Genomic DNA, 17,691 nt, shown 5'->3' with positions numbered 1-17,691 from the left:
TGTTCCTCCTAATCTGATAGAGTCACAGATTTCCCTGTTCTGGCAGATTCATAGATGGCCAGGATGATTTCCAACGGTTTCAGTCCTTCCTCTCCATTAACAAGAGGCTCGCGATCCTCGGTGACCGCCTGCATCATATCTTCTATCTGAATGCGGTGTGCACCACCGAAGATGGCAGTCGGATCACTCGCACCAGTTCCGTTGTCGGTTTGTCCGGATTGGGCCAGGTTTTCCACCTTGCCGCCACTGTACCACTCACCCTTGCTATCTTGCGTTTTCTGGAAGTGGTGGGTCAATCGATCATTTTCAATGACGGCGGACCCCTTCGTTCCAAATACTTCGAGGCGGCAGCTTAAACCAGGGAATGCACTGGTTGTACCAACGATGGTGCCGAGCGCTCCGTTCTTGAAGGTAACCGTCGCGACCGCCACATCCTCAACCTCCATTCTCTCGTGGGCAAGAGTAGCTGTTTTGGCATACACGCTTTCAACCGGTCCCATCAAGTATTGAAGGAGATCTATTGTATGAATAGATTGGTTCATCAGCGCCCCTCCGCCATCAAGGGCCCAAGTTCCACGCCATTCGCCACTGTCATAGTACTCCTGTGTGCGATACCAGTTCACTGCACATTCACCAAGGATCATGTTGCCGAAATTGCCCTCAACCACTTCCTTTTTCACTTGGATGGTTGCCGTGTCGAAACGGTGCTGGGAGATGACAGACAGCTTGACACCGGCATCTCTGCAGGCCTTGATCATTGCTTTTGCTTTATCCATGGAGATGTCCATCGGTTTTTCCGTAATGATGTGCTTACCGGCTTGGGCTGCATGGATTGCCATATCGGCATGCATACCGCTTGGGGTAAGGATGTTGATGATATCGATATCTTCTCTTTGGAGCATCTCCAGGTAGTCGGTGTAGTAGTCTGTGTTGTATTTGGATGCGAGGTTTTTGGCGCGGTCCTCTATTATGTCTGCAACCGCTACTAATCTGGCATTGGGTATAGCTTGGATCTGTTCAGCGTGTGTGGCGCTGATGGAGCCGCAGCCGATTAGGGCGAAGCGTAGTTCTTTGTTTTGGGTATTGGTCATGGGTGGGTCCTCCTTTGGTTTGGTTATATTTTTGAAGCGGTGCTGGGCTATTTCTGTGTTTTCAGATGAAAAAGTGGAAATTCCGTACAAAAAACACTGCTTAGAGCATGATCTTTCTTTATTTTGCTCTGTTGTGGGTGTTTTTTACTTTTTCCTCGGTGTTTTTTTACTCGATTCCAACAGAAATCAAGAACATTCTTACAATTATTCGCATGATTCTAACAACTTTCCCAATCATTCTAACAGAATTGTCAATCATTCTAACAATTCGACTTCGACGAACAGTTCACTGGCATCCCCACTTCCACAAGCAGCTCCTTGAACCGCTCGACAGCCGTGACAAACAAATCAGGTCCACTGAATCCCGAAAATGGGCCGGCCGCCGCCAGATGCGGCTCCATGGAAGCAAAGCCTACATAATTCCGCTCAAGCAACGCATGATACAATGCCTTCATCTCGCCATCTCCATCACCTGCTGGTACCACATGACCATCAGCAAACAGCGCATCCTTTACATGCATATATTCTACATAGCCTTTCAACAATGGATAAGCTTCCGTAAATGGCTTCACCCCGCATTGTACAAAGTTGGCCGGATCGAAAGCTGCCCGAAGATTGGGAGATTCGCAGCTTGCAAGAATATCAAGACAGCGCTCTGCATTGTCCCCATATATGTCCTTTTCATTTTCATGGAGCAGCACCACATTTTCCGCTTCTGCGACCCGGACAAGCTTGTGCATCCTTTTCAACACTTCTTCCCGGTAATCACCAGGGTTATCTCCCTCCGGAATAAAGAAGGAAAAGATACGGATGTACCGGGATCCCAGCACATGAGCCGCATTCACAACCCGCTGGAAATCCTCCATATGTACGTCAAAATCCTCCAACACTCCTATTTTCCCAATCGGCGAACCAATGGAAGAGACAGAAAAGCCTCTGGCATCCAAAGTCTGCTTAATGGCCAACAGCTCCTCATCCGTCAGATGGGCAACATTCTTCCCCCCCACACTCCGCAGCTCAAGGTGCCGGATGCCCTGCGACTCCAGGACATCTAGCTGGACGTCGAGTTCAGGGGAGATTTCATCTGCAAATCCGGTTAATGTAATCATCCAATTCCTCCTTTAAATGACTTTACTCAACTGCTTTCGGCTTGCCGCATCAAGAGATTCGGTGTCCTTGATTTCACAGCGCTTGCCTTCCATGTCCGTTATGATCAGTCTATTCACCCCAATCGACTGGATATGCTCATGAATGTTTCTCATCAATAGCTGCAAATCCCCTCTGTCCGTTTTCACCTGGAAGGTCCACAGTCCTGGCTCGGCCTTGATGGAAATGATCTGCGTCACTGCAGGAATGACGTAGCGAAGTTTCAGCTCCGCTACCAACGCCTCCCTGCTTTCATCGTCCAGTTCCTTGATATTACGGATAATTCCAATCTCCTTATCATCCTTGGTCCAGACAGACAAATATTCGTAGGGTCTAGACATCGGATACGTACGTCTTATTGTTATCTCGGCAAACAGATCACCGGACGTTTCCATCTGAAGCATTCCGCCGGCACTTCTGGTAAAGGACGTAACACCAGGGTTGATATAGGTTATTTCAAATAAATCACTCATCCAACCTCTACTCCTTTAATCTGCGACATTTCCTTCTGCGCTTCCACAAGCTTATAGTAGATTCCTTTTTCAGCGAGAAGCTCTTCATGTGTCCCTATTTCTGCAATCTGTCCTTTGTCGATTACAACGAGACGATTAGCATTTCGCAACGTGGAGAGGCGGTGTGCAATAGCGAAAGTGGTGCGCCCCTGGACCAGCCTGCTGACCGCTTCCTGTATCTTGTGCTCTGTTTCCGTATCAACGGATGCTGTAGCCTCATCGAGAATCAAGATCCGCGGATCATGCAGAATGGCACGGGCAATGGCAATTCGCTGTTTCTGGCCGCCTGATAAGCGGTGGCCACGCTCGCCAACCTGCGTTTCATATCCATCCGCCATTTTCACGATAAACTCATGGGCATTTGCTATTTTCGCAGCCCGCATGATTTCATCTGGAGTTGCTTGCTGGTTGGAATACGCAATATTGTCAGAGATGGATCCATCAAAAAGGAACGTCTCCTGCAATACAACCCCAATCTGTTTGTGCAGGTCTTCCTGTCTAATATCCTTCAAATCTATTCCATCAATCGAAATGCTCCCTTCTGTCGGATCATAGAAGCGGCTGATCAGGTTGATCAAGGTAGATTTACCGGCACCTGAATGACCGACAAGACCGATCATTTCCCCAGGCTGTACAACAAGATTCAAGTCCTTTATCACAGGGCTGTGCTTCTCATAGCCGAACGTCACATTCGAGATTTCCACTTTTCCTTCCATATCCTCTACCGAAACAGCTCTTTGGCTATCCGGCACGTCTGATGGGGTGTCCATGATTTCAAAAATCCGGTTTGCAGATGAAATCGCTCGGCTGAACCAAGTGATCATCTGGTTGTACCATTGAAGCGGTCCGAAGAACATACCAAGATAAGCAATGAATGCCATCAAGGTCCCTAAACTGAGGTCATTGCTGATCACTGACATGCCTCCGAAGTACCAGACAAGTAGCATACCTGTTCCTGTGATGAAAGAAAATATCGGGAACACCCCCTGCCACATACCATCGGTTTTAATTGTCTGCGCCATCAATATTTCATTCCCCTTCATATAGCGGGAATGCTCCTGTTTTTCCTGTCCAAAAGCTTTTACAACCCGAATCCCTTGCAGGGTATCTCCCACTACCATGTTCAACCGGTTGATTGCCTGCCATTGCTTGTACCACATCTGGTGAACTCTTGGCCAGATCATGACAGAGAAGAGTATGACTACCGGCGTTGGTAATAATGCGAACAGGGTCAGCTTCCAATCAAGGCTGAACATCATAACGAGAATCGCGACCAGCATCAGTGCCTGACCTACTACCCAGAGGACACCATCAGTTAAGAATTGACGGGTATCCTCCACATCCCTGTTTACCCTGCCGATGAACTGCGACGTCTGCCTGCGATCGAAATAACTTAAGGAAAGCCGCATCAGCGATTGATAGACCTCTTTACGCAAATCCCCCATCACTTTGCTTCCGATCCAAACGCCGAGCATCCCTCTGACTATCTGCATCAGCGCAAGGACAATGCTCGTCACACCGAGTAGCGCCACCAATACAAGCAGACCTCCGCCGATGTCCTTTGGCTCCAGTACCTCATCCACTATGATTTTCGTAATGTATGGAGGAGCAAGCTCCAAAAGGGTTGCCAAAATCAGCATGACCATCGCAAAGACCATCTTCATACGATAAGGCTTTGTGTACGCAAGAAGTCGACCGACTACTTTCTTTCTATCCACACAGACGGAGCATGCATTGGTTCCATCCTGAAGCGGACGCTGACAGGTTGGGCACTGGCGCGGCAGGTCATATTTCGATAAAACAGGCAACGGTTTTCCGTTTATCAGATTTTCAATCACCTTCACTGCAACCGTAAACTTGCTTGTTAACGGAGCGGAAAAACGAACAACAACCACTCCCCCATCTTCGCTATCCACTACCAGTGAGCCTCCACCAATGTAGGAATCAAGTTTCGCACCATTCAGCTTTGATATTCCCAACGATTTAATAGCGCTTCCATTCTCTGCATAGACAAGAATATGACTTTCTGTAATGGCGAGCCAACTGTCTACAAAACTACCATTCTCATTCATGTCCGCTTTTGCAAAATACAATATGTTCCCCGTGGGCTTAATCCTGTCGGGAATCGTTTCTACTATTGGCATATTTGACTTACTCCACCTTTACGGTTAATTTTCGAAACTTCGGATTAATTAATTTATTGTTTGAATTTATCTAACATTATAGTTTATCTTCCCTCGTTTACAAGGGGATTTTTATCGAAAAGAAATAAATAGGATCTATCATCTTATTATTTTGGCGGTGCTATTAAAGACCGCTGTTGATTTCCGCACTAGGCTGCGCTTTCCGCGGGGCGGTGCTGGAGCCTCCTCAGGCTTCGCCTTGCGGGGTCTCCAGCCTACCGCTACCTCCCTCAGGACAAGGAAGGCTGCGGCAGCGATACATCGCACGAAGAAAATGCTTGGATTTTCGAGGAGTCTTCGCCTATTACTCCAATCAACAGCTAGATTCTTATAAATAAACACTAACCTTTAACAAAGACTTTAATATTTGTATTGATATTTTGAAGGGTTGTCATCTATAATTAATTAAAACATTTAATTAATAAAATTGAAAGGCAGGTTACAAAAATGAAAATTTTATATATTGATATTGATTCCCTGCGTCCTGATCATTTAGGATGCTACGGCTACCATCGTGAAACTTCCCCTAATATTGACGGGCTTGCGGAACGTGGAGTACGCTTCACCAATTACTATGCATCAGACGCTCCATGTGCCCCTTCTCGTACAGGGCTCTTCAGTTCTAAATTTGGCATCCACACAGGCGTTGTCAACCACGGAGGCGTTCAGGCAGATATGCGTCCAATCGGACCGGACCGCCCATTCAACTATCACCATACTGAACACCAGGCATGGGTGGATACGCTCCGATTCAAAGGCCATCATACTGCCATGATCAGTCCCTTCCCTGGTCGCCATGCAGCTTGGCATGTTCAACAGGGGTTCCTGGAAACCTATGATACGGGCAAGCACGCAGGGGAAACGGCTGGTGATGTTTCCAAGGAAGCACTTCGCTGGATAAAAGAGCGTGCCACTGAAAAAGAGGACTGGTTCCTATATCTGAATTTTTGGGATCCGCATACTCCTTATCGCACACCGGAGGAATACGGCAATCCATTTAAAAACGACCCCGCTCCGGATTGGCTGTCAGATGAGATTATTGCCGAACAACGGGAAAGCTATGGGCCGATGAGTATACGAGATCTCCCCCGCGGCAACCAATGGGCTGGACTTCCAAGTGAAATCACTTGCCGTGAGGACTTCAAGAGCTGGATAGATGGGTATGATACCGCAATCCGCCATGTAGATGATCATGTTGGAAAAATCCTGGACGCACTGAAGGAGCAAGGCATTCTCGATGAAACCATCATCATCATTTCTGCCGATCATGGTGAAAATCAGGGAGAGCTGAATGTCTACGGTGATCATCAAACCGCTGACCATATTACAAGCAGAATACCTTGTATCGTTGCAGGGCCAGGAATCAAACAAGGACATGTGGATGAAGACTTCCACTACCAAATTGATTTCGGACCTACATTCTCAGAATTGGTTGGCGCAAAAGCAAGCGGAAAATGGGATGGACAAAGCTTCCTTCCTGCACTGACGGATGGTGAATCCGCTGGTCGACCATATCTGGTAGTCAGTCAAAACGCATGGAGCTGCCAACGTTCTGCCCGTTTTGATAATTGGATCCTGATCCGCACATATCATGATGGTCTGAAGGAATATCCGGAGCTCATGCTGTTTGATATCGAAAACGACCCACATGAAACAGTGAACCTTGCAGAAGAGCGTCCTGAAATTGTCGCTAAAGGTTTGCTACTGTTGGATCAGTGGGTGGCAGAACAGATGAAATCTTCCGATTCACCGATTGACCCGATGTGGTCGGTCATCCATGAAGGAGGACCATTCCATACTCGTGGGGATGCCTTGGACAGTTACTTGGCAAAGCTTCGCAAACAGGAGCGACACGCGGCGGCAGACCGATTGGAACGTCGTTATCGACCTGAAAAATTCAATGGATAATAAATGGGCAGGCTCATATCTGATGAGCCTGCCTTTTTATCGTTGCTGCAAAAATTGCAGAACCGGTTGAATATGCTTGTCCCAATATCCCCATTCATGCCCCCCTGGACCATCCTCAAATGTGCTCTCGATCGATAGCCCTTTCAGGTGATCGCGAAATCTTAGATTAGCCTGATAGTTATGATCCTCCGTTCCACAGCAATGATACAATCTCGGTCTCGGACCATTGCTTTTGGCCAAGTTTTCAGCTACATGAAAAAGATCGTCATCACTCCCTTTAATCGGACGATTGCCAAAAATATGCTGGAAGTCACGCGGGAAAGCAGGAATCCGGTCCACAATATCCAACGACCCCGAGAGGCTCGCCCCTGCTGCAAACTTATCAGGATTTCGCATCACCGTTTTCAGCGCACCATACCCTCCCATCGATAAACCAGCCACAAAATTATCCTCCCTTTTTTCGGAAAGGTTGAAAAAAGACCTTGCTATCTTCGGCAGCTCCTCACTCACATATGTATAATAATCGTAGCCATTTTCCATATCCGTATAAAAGCTTCTGCCGGCTGCAGGCATCACAACCGCAAGGCCAAGTGGCGCGACATATCGTTCAATGGAGGTAAACCGGGCCCAAATTGAGTGATCGTCCGACAAGCCATGCAACAGATATAAGGTCGGATGCTTCTTCTGCTCCGCTTTTGATTCCACCCCGATATGAGAGGTTGTCTGCGGTAATATGACTGTCATCGAGGTGGAGCACTGCAAGGCCTCGGAGAAAAAATTGCATTGGATCAGTGCCATTGGAATCACATCCTTTTTAATACTCTAGAGTTTTTGAAACGTTTCGAATATTACCAGTATAAAGGAAGTATGTATTCGCTTTCAATATTTTTATTCATACGAACAAATGTTCTTTACTTTTTATTGGTTTTTATTTTATAATGTAAATGTTGGATTAACATATATTAAAAGGAGTGTTCAAAATGAAGCAAGTAACACCATACTTATCTTTTAATGGAAACGCAAAAGAGGCACTGGAGTTCTACAAAACGGTTTTCGAAGGTGAAATTGTTGGAATCCAAACATTCGGAGAAGCAGACTTCCCTACTCCCCCTGAAGCGGACAACCTGGTCATGCATGCACGATTCGAAAAAGGCGATTTTGCACTGATGTTTTCCGATGCTTTCCCTGGACACTCCGTTGAAATTGGCGACCAAGTCTCCCTGACAATTGAGCCTGAAAATGAAGAGGAGATCCAAACGCTATACAACCGTTTATCCGATAACGGCACAGTCGTGATGGAGCTTCAAGACACGTTCTGGGGCGCTCGCTACGGAAAAGTGAAGGATCAATTTGGTATCACATGGGACTTGAACCTGCAAAAATAAAAGATAAAAGAAGCTTCCGATTGTCGGTAAGCTTCTTTTTTGTTTAATGCTCGTATATCATCTTTCGGGTCATCCCACCATCAACTGTCAAATTCTCCCCAGTCACAAAATCATTTTCACTGTCTGTCAGATACAGGCAAGCTCTTGCGATGTCAGAAGGCTTTCCGACCCGGTTGGAGAGGTGCTGTTCATGATCTACAACACGCAATTCTTCGTAATCACCTGTTTCAATCCATCCTGGTGAAACGGCATTGACAGTGATGTTATCAGGGCTAAAGGATGCTGCCATCGCATGGGTTATTGCCACAATTCCGCCTTTTGATGCTGCATACGCCTCAGAATTCGGCTCCGACATCGTAGCACGTGTGGAGGCGATATTGACGATGGAACCTCCATTTTCATTCTGCCTCATGACTTTGGCCGCTTCGCGGGAAGCGATGAATACACTGCGAAGATTGGTCTGGATGACGTTATCCCAGTCCTCAATGGTCAGTTCATATGGAGAAGTAAAGGTGGAAATGCCTGCATTGTTGATCAGAATGTCTATTTTCTGATACTGTTGCACCGTTTTATTGATCAGATGGACAATATCTACTTCTTTGCGGACATCAGTCTGGATGAAAAGGGCCACTGCGCCTTGTAATTTCAGTTCCTTTTCAAGCTTTGCCCCTGCCTGTTCCTCCATATCTGCAAGTACAACCGTTGCGCCTTTTTGGGCGTATTCCTTGGCGATTGCTTTTCCGATGCCGTTTGCTGCACCTGTTATGATGACGACTTTGTTTTGAAAGTTCATGGTTTATGCCTCCTCTGTATTCTTGATTTGAGAAAAGTATACAGGGTAGGAATCGTGAATACAAAAGAAGCGCCTACTTAAAACACCTATACCACTAAAAAAGAGACGCACTTCCAATTTAGAAGTGCGTCTCTTGAAGACTTTTATTCGGCTGATTCTTTTCTTCTGAAATAGAAGAACGATCCAGTACCAAGACCCAGCATTAACATACCAATGAGTAACAGGTTATAGGTGTTAGTTGCCGTGTTTGGCAGTTTTCCACCGTTGTTGCCACCGTTGTTGCCACCGTTGTTGCCACCGTTGTTGCCACCGTTGTTGCCACCGTTGTTGCCGCCGTTGTTACCGCCGTTGTTACCGCCGTTGTTACCGCCGTTGTTACCGCCGTTGTTACCGCCGTTGTTACCGCCGTTGTTACCGCCGTTGTTACCGCCGTTGTTGCCGCCGTCTCCATCGCCGTCTCCATCGCCGTCACCTGTAGAAGTAGCTTCCACTTTGATTCTTCCTTCCACAACTGGTGAGATTGCCTCAAATTGTGCAATGTACGCCATGACTGCTTCATCAAGACCTGCATATTCGTTCAGGATCGGATAGGAAGCAAACATGGAATATTCGTCACCACCAGCAGCCATGAAGTCATTGGTTGCCAATGTGTACATTTCGTTCAAGTCTAGTGCCACACCATTAATCTTAACAGAGTGCACTCTTTCTCCCGCAGGCTTGTCCTTATCTATAGAGAACATAATTCCTGCTACGTGCGGGAATGCACCTTTTGGATTCGGATAGTCACTTACACCGTGCTCAAGTGCTGCCTTGATGTCGGCACCTGATACTTCTTTCGTCACAATGTAGTTACCGAATGGCAATACTGTAATTACTTCACCAATGGTAATATCACCAACATTGATGGAATCACGAATACCGCCACCATTAGTAATGGCAACATCCGCACCTGTTGCTTCCAGCATTGCGTCTGTAATGAGGTTACCAAGGTTTGTTTCATGGACACGTACCTGCTCGCGAGCTCCATCCAGATGTACAGTTGTATGACCGATCACTTCGTTCAGGATTTGCTCCTGTTCTTTATTGATAGCATCAATTACCGCTTGAACATCCGGATCAGCTTCGATGCCGTCCATGTCCGCTTTCGTGATAAGGTCTCTTGTTTTGTTTACCAATTCTTTTCCTTTGAAGCTCAATTCAACCACACCAAGATTTTCAGTGTATTCACCGGCACTTACAATCAATGTTCCGCTTTCGTTGATGTTATCCACAGTATGACTGTGACCATCTACGATTACGTCAATGCCAGGTGCACCTTGTGCAACCTTGATGCTTGTTTCTGTACTGGATGCATCTGTCCCTAAGTGGGAAAGTGCAATGATTACATCCGCACCTTCAGCTTCCAATTCAGCTACCATATCTTTCGCAGCCTCAACCGGATCTGTAAAGGTTAATCCCTCAACGTTCTTCGGATGCGTTTTATAATGAGTTTCCGGTGTGGATAATCCGAAGATACCCACTTTTATCCCATCAATTTCCTGTACCATATAAGGAGGAAGCAGATAATCTCCCGTTTCATCCACAATAATATTGGCACTTAAGACTGGGAAGTTCGCCATTTCAGTCAACTCCAGAAGTCTTTCATATCCGTAGTTGAAGTCATGGTTACCTGCAGCCATGGAATCATAACCCATTGCATTCATGATATCCACAATACTCTTACCTTCAGTCAGTGTAGCAAACGTCTGACCATGGAAAGTATCACCTGCATCAAGAAGCAAGGTATTGCTATTATTCTCTCTGTATTGCTTCACTAATGTGGAAAGCTTGGCAAATCCGATAGAAGAGCTGCTCTCCGTTACACGTGAATGAGAGTCGTTCGTATGAAGAATCGTAATGTTAGTGATTTTTTCTGTAATCTCCATATCCTCTGCAAAAATGACACGGATACGGTTTCCATCTGCACCAGATGATGCGATACCTGATACAGAAATGTAGTCACCCACTTTGAAGCGATCCACTCCCAATGGCAGGTAGCCATCCACATGGATTCGTGCATCATTCTTGCCGTCATTGACAATCATGAAGCTTCCTTCATCGTTTATTTCTTTAACAGTACCTTTCAGTCCCACCAACTGGCCGTTGAAAGTACCATCAATGATTTGTTGAGCTGTTACTTCTTTTGCTTCCACTTCTTCACCAGGTCCGACATAGAGGATTTCCATGTCAAAGTTCTCGTATTCGAGCTCCAATTCCCCTTCAAAAGTAGTGATTCCACCAGTGGCAATTACTACTGTTCCAACCGGAAGCTCTCTTCCTTGAGCTCCGAACAATGAAATACCGCCAGTTTCATCTTGGATATAGATGGTATCAAAGAATTTGTTTGTAGGTGCTGTAACCACACCTTTAACTGTTACAATGTCGCCGTCCTGTGCATTTGCACGAACATCCGCGATGGACTGAATACGTTCGTGATCAGCTAACCAATCCATCAATGTCAATGTAAAGGATGTGTTACTTACATCATTTACGATTTCGAAGTCAGAGTAGAAGTGACGACCAGCTACGACGATCCGTCCTTCACCCACATATTCTTTCGCGATTAACGGAATGGACTCCCCATTTGGTCCAGATGTTTGGTCTGCATCATTTTCTCCACCAATTGCTTCATTATATGTGTGGTAACCTTCTTCTACGTTGAAGTTGTATGATGTTGCATTTCCTGCTACTAGAATTTCCAATCCTGTTTCAGGGTCATTCGTTAATGCGCCAAGATTTTCGTCAACCAGGGATGCACCGCTGAAATAACGGATGGCATCAAGGTTTTCATTCAAGCCGCTCGTTGTAGCCGGAGCAGTATGCGCATATACGGACCACTTCATTCCACCACTGAATTTATCGGATGTGTTTGGCTCATAAACATTATCAGAGTTAATACGAATTCCTGAGCCCATTTTTTCCAATAATGGATTCAGCTTTTTGTTATCAAAGTTGAAGTTCGATTTGGATGCAAGCATCAGGGAGCCACCCTCTTGTACCCAATCATTGATGGCTGTCATTTCAGCATCTGTAAATACCTTGTTAGGTGCGTTGATGACAAGAACATCATATCCTGCCAATACTTCAGCTGTGTAAGCCTCGGAATTGTACTTCGCGTGATATCCGCTGCGTCGCAATAATTCCATGAAATTGTTCATGGAGCCAGGCACATCCGCGTTGCTGTGTGCAGAGTCAACAAGCACTTTTTGCCCGTTTGATTCCACTACTTTAATCGATTTTGTAATTTCAGTTACTGTTGTAACACCAGGAATTTCTGTCAATACAGCAATAATCTTGTCCTGACCGGATGCAGTCGGGATCCATGTTGTTGTTGCATCAGCACGTTTTCCAGGCCCGATATACGGGATGGTCCCTGTACCTATGTGGTTATCTTCACTTACAGAGCCACGATAGAATTTCACTTCCAGGTTTTCTGCAGAGCGAACACCCATGTTACTTACAGTTGCAGTTAATTCTGTTTCAGATCCTGGAACACTTGGATCCGGATTCACTTGAAGAAGTGTCAACTTAACATCACTTTCTCCACCGGAAGTGTAGATTGCGCTTGCTGTTGTCCATTTGCTGTCTGTATGGATAACCTTTACAACATACCAGTTTGCACCGCTTCCGTCTTTGATAGTAGGAGTCCATGCAAATTCGGTCTTTTCTCCGACCATAACGGAATCAAGAACATTTCCGCCATTGGATATGATCTGGATTTCACTGATTGGATTATCGGAATCCTGAACCCAAATGTCAAAATTCAAGTCTGTTCCATCTTGAACATCCACAGTGCTACCCATCCAGTATCCGTTCGCTTTCACACGAAGTTTCGTGTCACGGGCTTCTGTGGAGTAGACACGACGTGCTTTCAATGCTTCCATGAATGACTCATTGGATAAATCTTCTGCTACGACTGCAGTCATGTTATCAGGAACGCCCCAGTTTGCGGAGTGGTTGTCCTGTCCATTGATTGCACCAACGTGCCAGCCGTTGTCCATCGCACGGAAGAAATGCTCTTCAGCACGTGCATAGCTGTAAGGCGGTGCCCCGTTACCTACCTCGATCATCGCCATTAAATGGTCGATTTCAGGTACATATGCAAGGTCATTGAAAGAATCACTTGGCCAGTTCGGGTGGTTGAATGCTGCTACGGCATTTTCCTCCGTTGTTAACCACTCATAGAAATCACCAAGTTCAACTACGGTTTTCTTTGCTTCCACGTAATCATTTGTGTTTGTTACGTTTATGTGTCCCCAATTGGAGGATGTCATTTCAAAACCGCGCATCGCCAGGAATTCACCAGAGTGCTCAGTATTGAATGCATTCATCTGTTCTTTTGTTGCATGCCATTCAGAACCGACTTTTTCCACAAATTCTTTGCGGTCGGAAACATATTCATCGCCATCCAACCAGTTGGAGTGGTCTGTAACGATCAAGTAATCCAGGTCATTCTCATATGCCATCTCAAAGGCCTCAGCTGGAGTACCTTTCCCATCGGAATAGCTTGTATGGGCATGTGGTACACCGAAGTAGAAGTTGTAGTCACTGTCATCTTTCGCTTCCTGGATATAGAAGTAAGAAACGTAGGAGGTTTTAGCTCCTGCAACGTCCGCTACCTCTACAGAAATGCTATGTTCTCCCAATGCCATGTCATTTGCTGGCGTATAGCTGAATGTAAATTCTTCTTCATTTGTCAGAGCTGTTACTTCTTCACCGTCTACCATTAATTTGAAGCTCGTCCAGTCAATCGCTGCATCAGCTTCATCAATTTTACCTGAGATTTCAGGTTTGTATTCATTGATTGTTACCATTTTTGCAGGCTTCACACCGAAAATAATCGGCAATTTCGCCGTTTCAGGAGGATCCTGCTTCACCATATCCGCTCCGAAACGAAGCTTAAATTGTGGGTCTTTGAATTTAGCAGCGATTCCTACGATGTTGTAGTACTCGCCATCTTTATAGGAAGATTTCGTAAAGTTGTCTGCTTTTGCATAATATAACTTCGTTGTATTTTTTTCCATATCTTCGATGAAGAAGCTATAGTTGTCTGAAGAAACATCTGTTAGCTTTGCCATTTCTACTTGAACCAGTTCACCCTGATGGGCGTCGATCTGGTCAAGCGTAATGACAGTTGGTACAGGCAACGCTTTTGTTCCTAGTTTTGTAATCTTATCTGCTGCTTCCACACTGATCTGGATTTCTCCATTGTACGTAGAAGTCTTACCTACAACCTTCAGTTCTTCCCCCTCCACATAGTCGGAAAGTGATACTCCTTTACCGGTTGTATTGATCTGCACCCCGGAAGTTGCATCCTGGATGTACATTGCTGTGCTGGATTCAGCATGCGTTACCACACCTTGGATGGTTACTTCTGTTCCAGTTGCCTGTACTTTCGCATCAGCAATCGCCGATACCTCCGGATCAACCGGTCCTTCAGGTACAACTGCAATATCATCAGGTGTGCGAAGTAATACGTGATAAGTGTCCGGTCCAGTCCCTTTTTGTTCCACTACACCTACTACGTTTACCTCATCACCAACAGTTACAGTCAATGATGTATTGTCATGGCCTGTTCTGCTGTCCAATCTGACAGATACAGTAGTCGTGCCATTTGAAACAGTAATTAAACCATTATCATAGTCATCTGATTGAATTTCTGTAACTGTCACTTTTTTAAGCTCAACCAATTGAGCCTCTTTGTTCTCTGCAACTTCTTCTACTGTTACAGTTTTTGGAGCCGGTTCACCTGCTGCAGGATTCAGCACTTCCACTGCAGTAGGGACTAATTCGAATTTCCCTTTGTATTCCTCTGTTGAACCTGTTACTTTAATTTTTGCGCCAATGGCAACGTCCGCGTATTCAATGCTTGTGTATACCATTAATCCACCGGTTGCATCCTGCATGTAGAAGGATTTACCGCCAAATCCACCAGGAGCGGTAGTAACGATCCCTTCAACAATTACATCTTGCTGTCCTGTTCCTCCTAATCTGACATCTGCAATCGTCGATACAGATGGATCAGTCGGGTCAGTTGGATCTGTAGGATCTGTTGGATCTCCATTTGGCTGTTCAGCCGGAGATGCAGCGTTTTGAGGAGCTGGAGTAGCCTCTACAAAGTCCGCGCTGTTATCATTTGTATCATAGCCATTACCTGAACCAGGAGTGTAGCCGTCTACGTTGCTTTTGCGGACTAAGCTTTTTCCACCTACATCTACAGCAGGTGTACCTTCACCTACAGTGGACGAACCATCGCCTGTACCATATTCAAGGCCATCTACAGGGTTCCCGTCGGCATCTTTCAACACGATACCGTCAGAGTTTCCATTTTGCCAGTCTCCGCCTTCTCTAACCAGATCAGGCACAATGTCTGTGCTGCCATAGTCCCCTGAATTCAGAGGACTGACCTCGCCGATTAAATAAAAGCTATATGGAGCAATCATAGTGCCATCCGGAATGGTTACCGTATTAGACTGTAACTGGCCAAGTTGGTTAAAATGCTCTACCTTCCAGCCTGAAATATCTATGGCATTTGCCGTAGGGTTATATATCTCCACAAATTCATTATTATCAGTTCCTGATTCATCATAGAAAAACTCACTGATAACAACATGATCTGCAATATTCGTCTGCGCATTTGCCGGCTTCATCGGAACCATTCCCATGAGCAGAACAAAAATGAACGCTAACGAAAACCATCTCTGATTCTTGCGAACTAGCTGGTACATCTTTTTCCCCCTTAAAATTGTTTGTTTTTACTAGATTCACAGAATGGAAGCGCTTTCTATGTAAAAATCAACTATGCTAAAATCCCTATTTTCCCCCATATGAAAAAAATAAACCTAGTAAAGTAGTACATTATTAATTTAACAGAAAACCTTGCAGAAAAATATCAATTTTCTATAAATTTTTTGTAAAATTATCCGATATTTTGAATTATTTCTAAAAAAGACATGGTATTCTATTAATGGTTATTACAAGAACATAAAAAACTAGGGGATGAGCGCTTTGAGAAAATTAATAAATATCATTTTAGTAGGACTAATAGTATTCCTGCCATTTTTACAGCCAACGGCTACTCATGCACATGCGCTAAGTGCAAGCTTTGGGAAGATTGTTCTGGAAGAGAGTCAAATTACCTATACATTTTCCATTGATGATTTGTCGGTTATTGAAAATATTCAGCTTGACCTAAACAATGATGCCGCTCTTTCGCAAGAGGAAGTAGATAACGGAAAAAGCTCCATTGAGGAATGGATGGGGCAGAACTTGACCATGCAGGTGGATGGTGTTGCACTCCGTCCGAGCACAGGCGAAATGATCAGTGAACAGCGAAACGACAAAAATGTGGTAACCACCACATTGACGTATCCGCTTGCTGATGAAAGCAAATCTATTACATTAGTGGACAACTTCTATAAAAATACCAATGACAATACAACATACACGCAGCTTCTGACCATTGAACAGGATGGTAGCTTCTCAGAGAAAATCATCAAGGGCGACGACCGTACATGGGAAGCAGATTTGACAATGGAAGGAGCAGCTACAGCCGGTACAAGCTGGTGGGAGTTTTTCGTTTTCGGGATGGAACATATTCTTACCGGTTATGACCACCTGCTGTTCTTATTCGCACTTTTACTGGCACGACAAAGCTTCAAGGACCATATCAAGGTGGTAACCGCGTTTACGATTGCCCACAGTATCACAATCACACTTGGTTATTTGGAGATTGTGAAGCTGCCATCCCTGTTAGTGGAATCTGTTATCGCTCTCAGCATCGTCTATGTTGCGGTCGAGAACATACTCAGAAAAGAAGTAAAAAAACGCTACATTCTAACATTTATGTTTGGACTGGTTCACGGACTTGGCTTTGCAGGATTGCTATCGGAAATGACAATTCCAAAAAGTCATCTTGCTGTTTCACTGCTAAGCTTCAACCTTGGCATTGAGGTCATCCAAGTGGCATTGGTTGCATTAGTGCTTCCGTTCCTGACAAAGCTTCAAAAACTGAAACAATATCCAAGCACACTGAAGTACGGATCGGCCATTATCATTTTTATCGGCGGATATTGGGTAATTGAGCGAGTGTTTCAACTATAATAATAAAGAGGCTGCTTCGGCAGCCTCTTTATTTCTTTACCTAGTTTGATAAGGTTCTATTGAGTCCGCCTTCAGACGAAACATGCTGATCAGCCCAGTAATCGGATCCACTTCTTCTCCAACCTCTAGCGTACCATATGCCCATAGACCTTCTTCCGTAAACTCCAACTGCTTCCCGTCCGGCGGGAACACGGCAATTGCTTCAATGTATTCCGGGTTATCCGAAGAACAGAACGGACATGCCGCACCTGCTGTCGGGACTAAATACACAAAGCCATATTCCAGTGGAGTGATTTCCGTCATATAGCCCTTGATTCCTACCTTTTTTCCTTCAAGTTCCAGCATCTTGTCGGTAATTCTTCCGTCTCCTGTATCAGACTGCGTAAAAAAGTCATCAAATGTGATTTCTGTTAGTGTTCCTTCAGTAGATTGTCCCGCATCTTTTTCCTTGTTTGTATCATCCGCAGCGCCCTGTGAGGAGCATGCTGTCAGCACAACCAGCACAAGGGCGAGTAGCATTTTCTTCCACAT

General features: G+C 45.3%; 11 protein-coding genes. 3 read left to right on the top strand and 8 right to left on the bottom strand.

Features of this window, described 5'->3' with window-relative positions; all coding sequences use genetic code 11:
• Nucleotides 1-8 precede the first annotated feature (8 nt).
• From ABN702_RS00945 to ABN702_RS00930, 4 genes are all read right to left on the bottom strand, one after another.
• A complete protein-coding gene (locus ABN702_RS00945; protein WP_417899012.1) occupies nt 9-1,091 on the bottom strand; it encodes a Gfo/Idh/MocA family protein in 1,083 nt (360 codons plus the stop codon).
• A gap of 260 nt (nt 1,092-1,351) precedes the next feature.
• Entirely contained in the window at nt 1,352-2,200 is an 849-nt protein-coding gene (locus ABN702_RS00940; RefSeq protein ID WP_417899011.1) for a sugar phosphate isomerase/epimerase family protein, read from the bottom strand.
• Between the two features lie 12 nt (nt 2,201-2,212).
• The gene (locus ABN702_RS00935) at nt 2,213-2,710 is read right to left on the bottom strand and encodes a DUF1854 domain-containing protein (protein ID WP_417899010.1); all 498 of its coding nucleotides are present in this window, start codon (nt 2,708-2,710) and stop codon (nt 2,213-2,215) included.
• Entirely contained in the window at nt 2,707-4,893 is a 2,187-nt protein-coding gene (locus ABN702_RS00930; protein ID WP_417899009.1) for an ABC transporter ATP-binding protein, read from the bottom strand. The genes ABN702_RS00935 and ABN702_RS00930 overlap by 4 nt, the downstream gene beginning before the upstream one ends.
• A gap of 486 nt (nt 4,894-5,379) precedes the next feature.
• Here ABN702_RS00930 and ABN702_RS00925 point away from each other — a divergent pair, with 486 nt between their 5' ends.
• The gene (locus ABN702_RS00925) at nt 5,380-6,840 is read left to right on the top strand and encodes a sulfatase (RefSeq protein ID WP_417899008.1); all 1,461 of its coding nucleotides are present in this window, start codon (nt 5,380-5,382) and stop codon (nt 6,838-6,840) included.
• Between the two features lie 36 nt (nt 6,841-6,876).
• On the opposite strand, the gene ABN702_RS00920 is transcribed toward ABN702_RS00925, so the two are convergent.
• A complete protein-coding gene (locus ABN702_RS00920; RefSeq protein ID WP_417899007.1) occupies nt 6,877-7,638 on the bottom strand; it encodes an alpha/beta hydrolase in 762 nt (253 codons plus the stop codon).
• A 182-nt stretch (nt 7,639-7,820) separates the two neighbouring features.
• Here ABN702_RS00920 and ABN702_RS00915 point away from each other — a divergent pair, with 182 nt between their 5' ends.
• On the top strand, nt 7,821-8,225 hold the full coding sequence (locus ABN702_RS00915; RefSeq protein ID WP_417899006.1) for a VOC family protein: 405 nt from the start codon (nt 7,821-7,823) through the stop codon (nt 8,223-8,225).
• 43 nt (nt 8,226-8,268) lie between these two features.
• Here the strand turns inward: ABN702_RS00915 and ABN702_RS00910 are convergent, their stop codons facing one another.
• Together ABN702_RS00910 and ABN702_RS00905 are read right to left on the bottom strand one after the other, a co-directional pair.
• Nucleotides 8,269-9,018: a glucose 1-dehydrogenase gene (locus tag ABN702_RS00910; RefSeq protein ID WP_417899005.1), complete on the bottom strand. Its 750-nt coding sequence runs from the start codon at nt 9,016-9,018 to the stop codon at nt 8,269-8,271.
• A gap of 143 nt (nt 9,019-9,161) precedes the next feature.
• Nucleotides 9,162-15,785 (bottom strand): 5'-nucleotidase C-terminal domain-containing protein, encoded by a 6,624-nt coding sequence (locus ABN702_RS00905; RefSeq protein WP_417899004.1) that lies wholly within the window; start codon nt 15,783-15,785, stop codon nt 9,162-9,164.
• A 280-nt stretch (nt 15,786-16,065) separates the two neighbouring features.
• Between ABN702_RS00905 and ABN702_RS00900 the strand changes: the two genes are divergently transcribed.
• Nucleotides 16,066-17,160, top strand: coding sequence for a HupE/UreJ family protein (locus tag ABN702_RS00900; protein WP_417899003.1), 1,095 nt, complete (start codon nt 16,066-16,068; stop codon nt 17,158-17,160).
• A 36-nt stretch (nt 17,161-17,196) separates the two neighbouring features.
• Here ABN702_RS00900 and ABN702_RS00895 read toward each other — a convergent pair whose 3' ends face one another.
• Nucleotides 17,197-17,691 (bottom strand): hypothetical protein, encoded by a 495-nt coding sequence (locus tag ABN702_RS00895; protein ID WP_417899002.1) that lies wholly within the window; start codon nt 17,689-17,691, stop codon nt 17,197-17,199.

Source organism: Bacillus haimaensis, from assembly GCF_048270625.1.
GTDB classification, from domain to species: Bacteria; Bacillota; Bacilli; order Bacillales; family Bacillaceae_I; genus Sutcliffiella_A; species Sutcliffiella_A haimaensis.
Note: the sequence above shows the minus strand (reverse complement) of the source record. Positions and strands in the feature narration are given on the sequence as shown.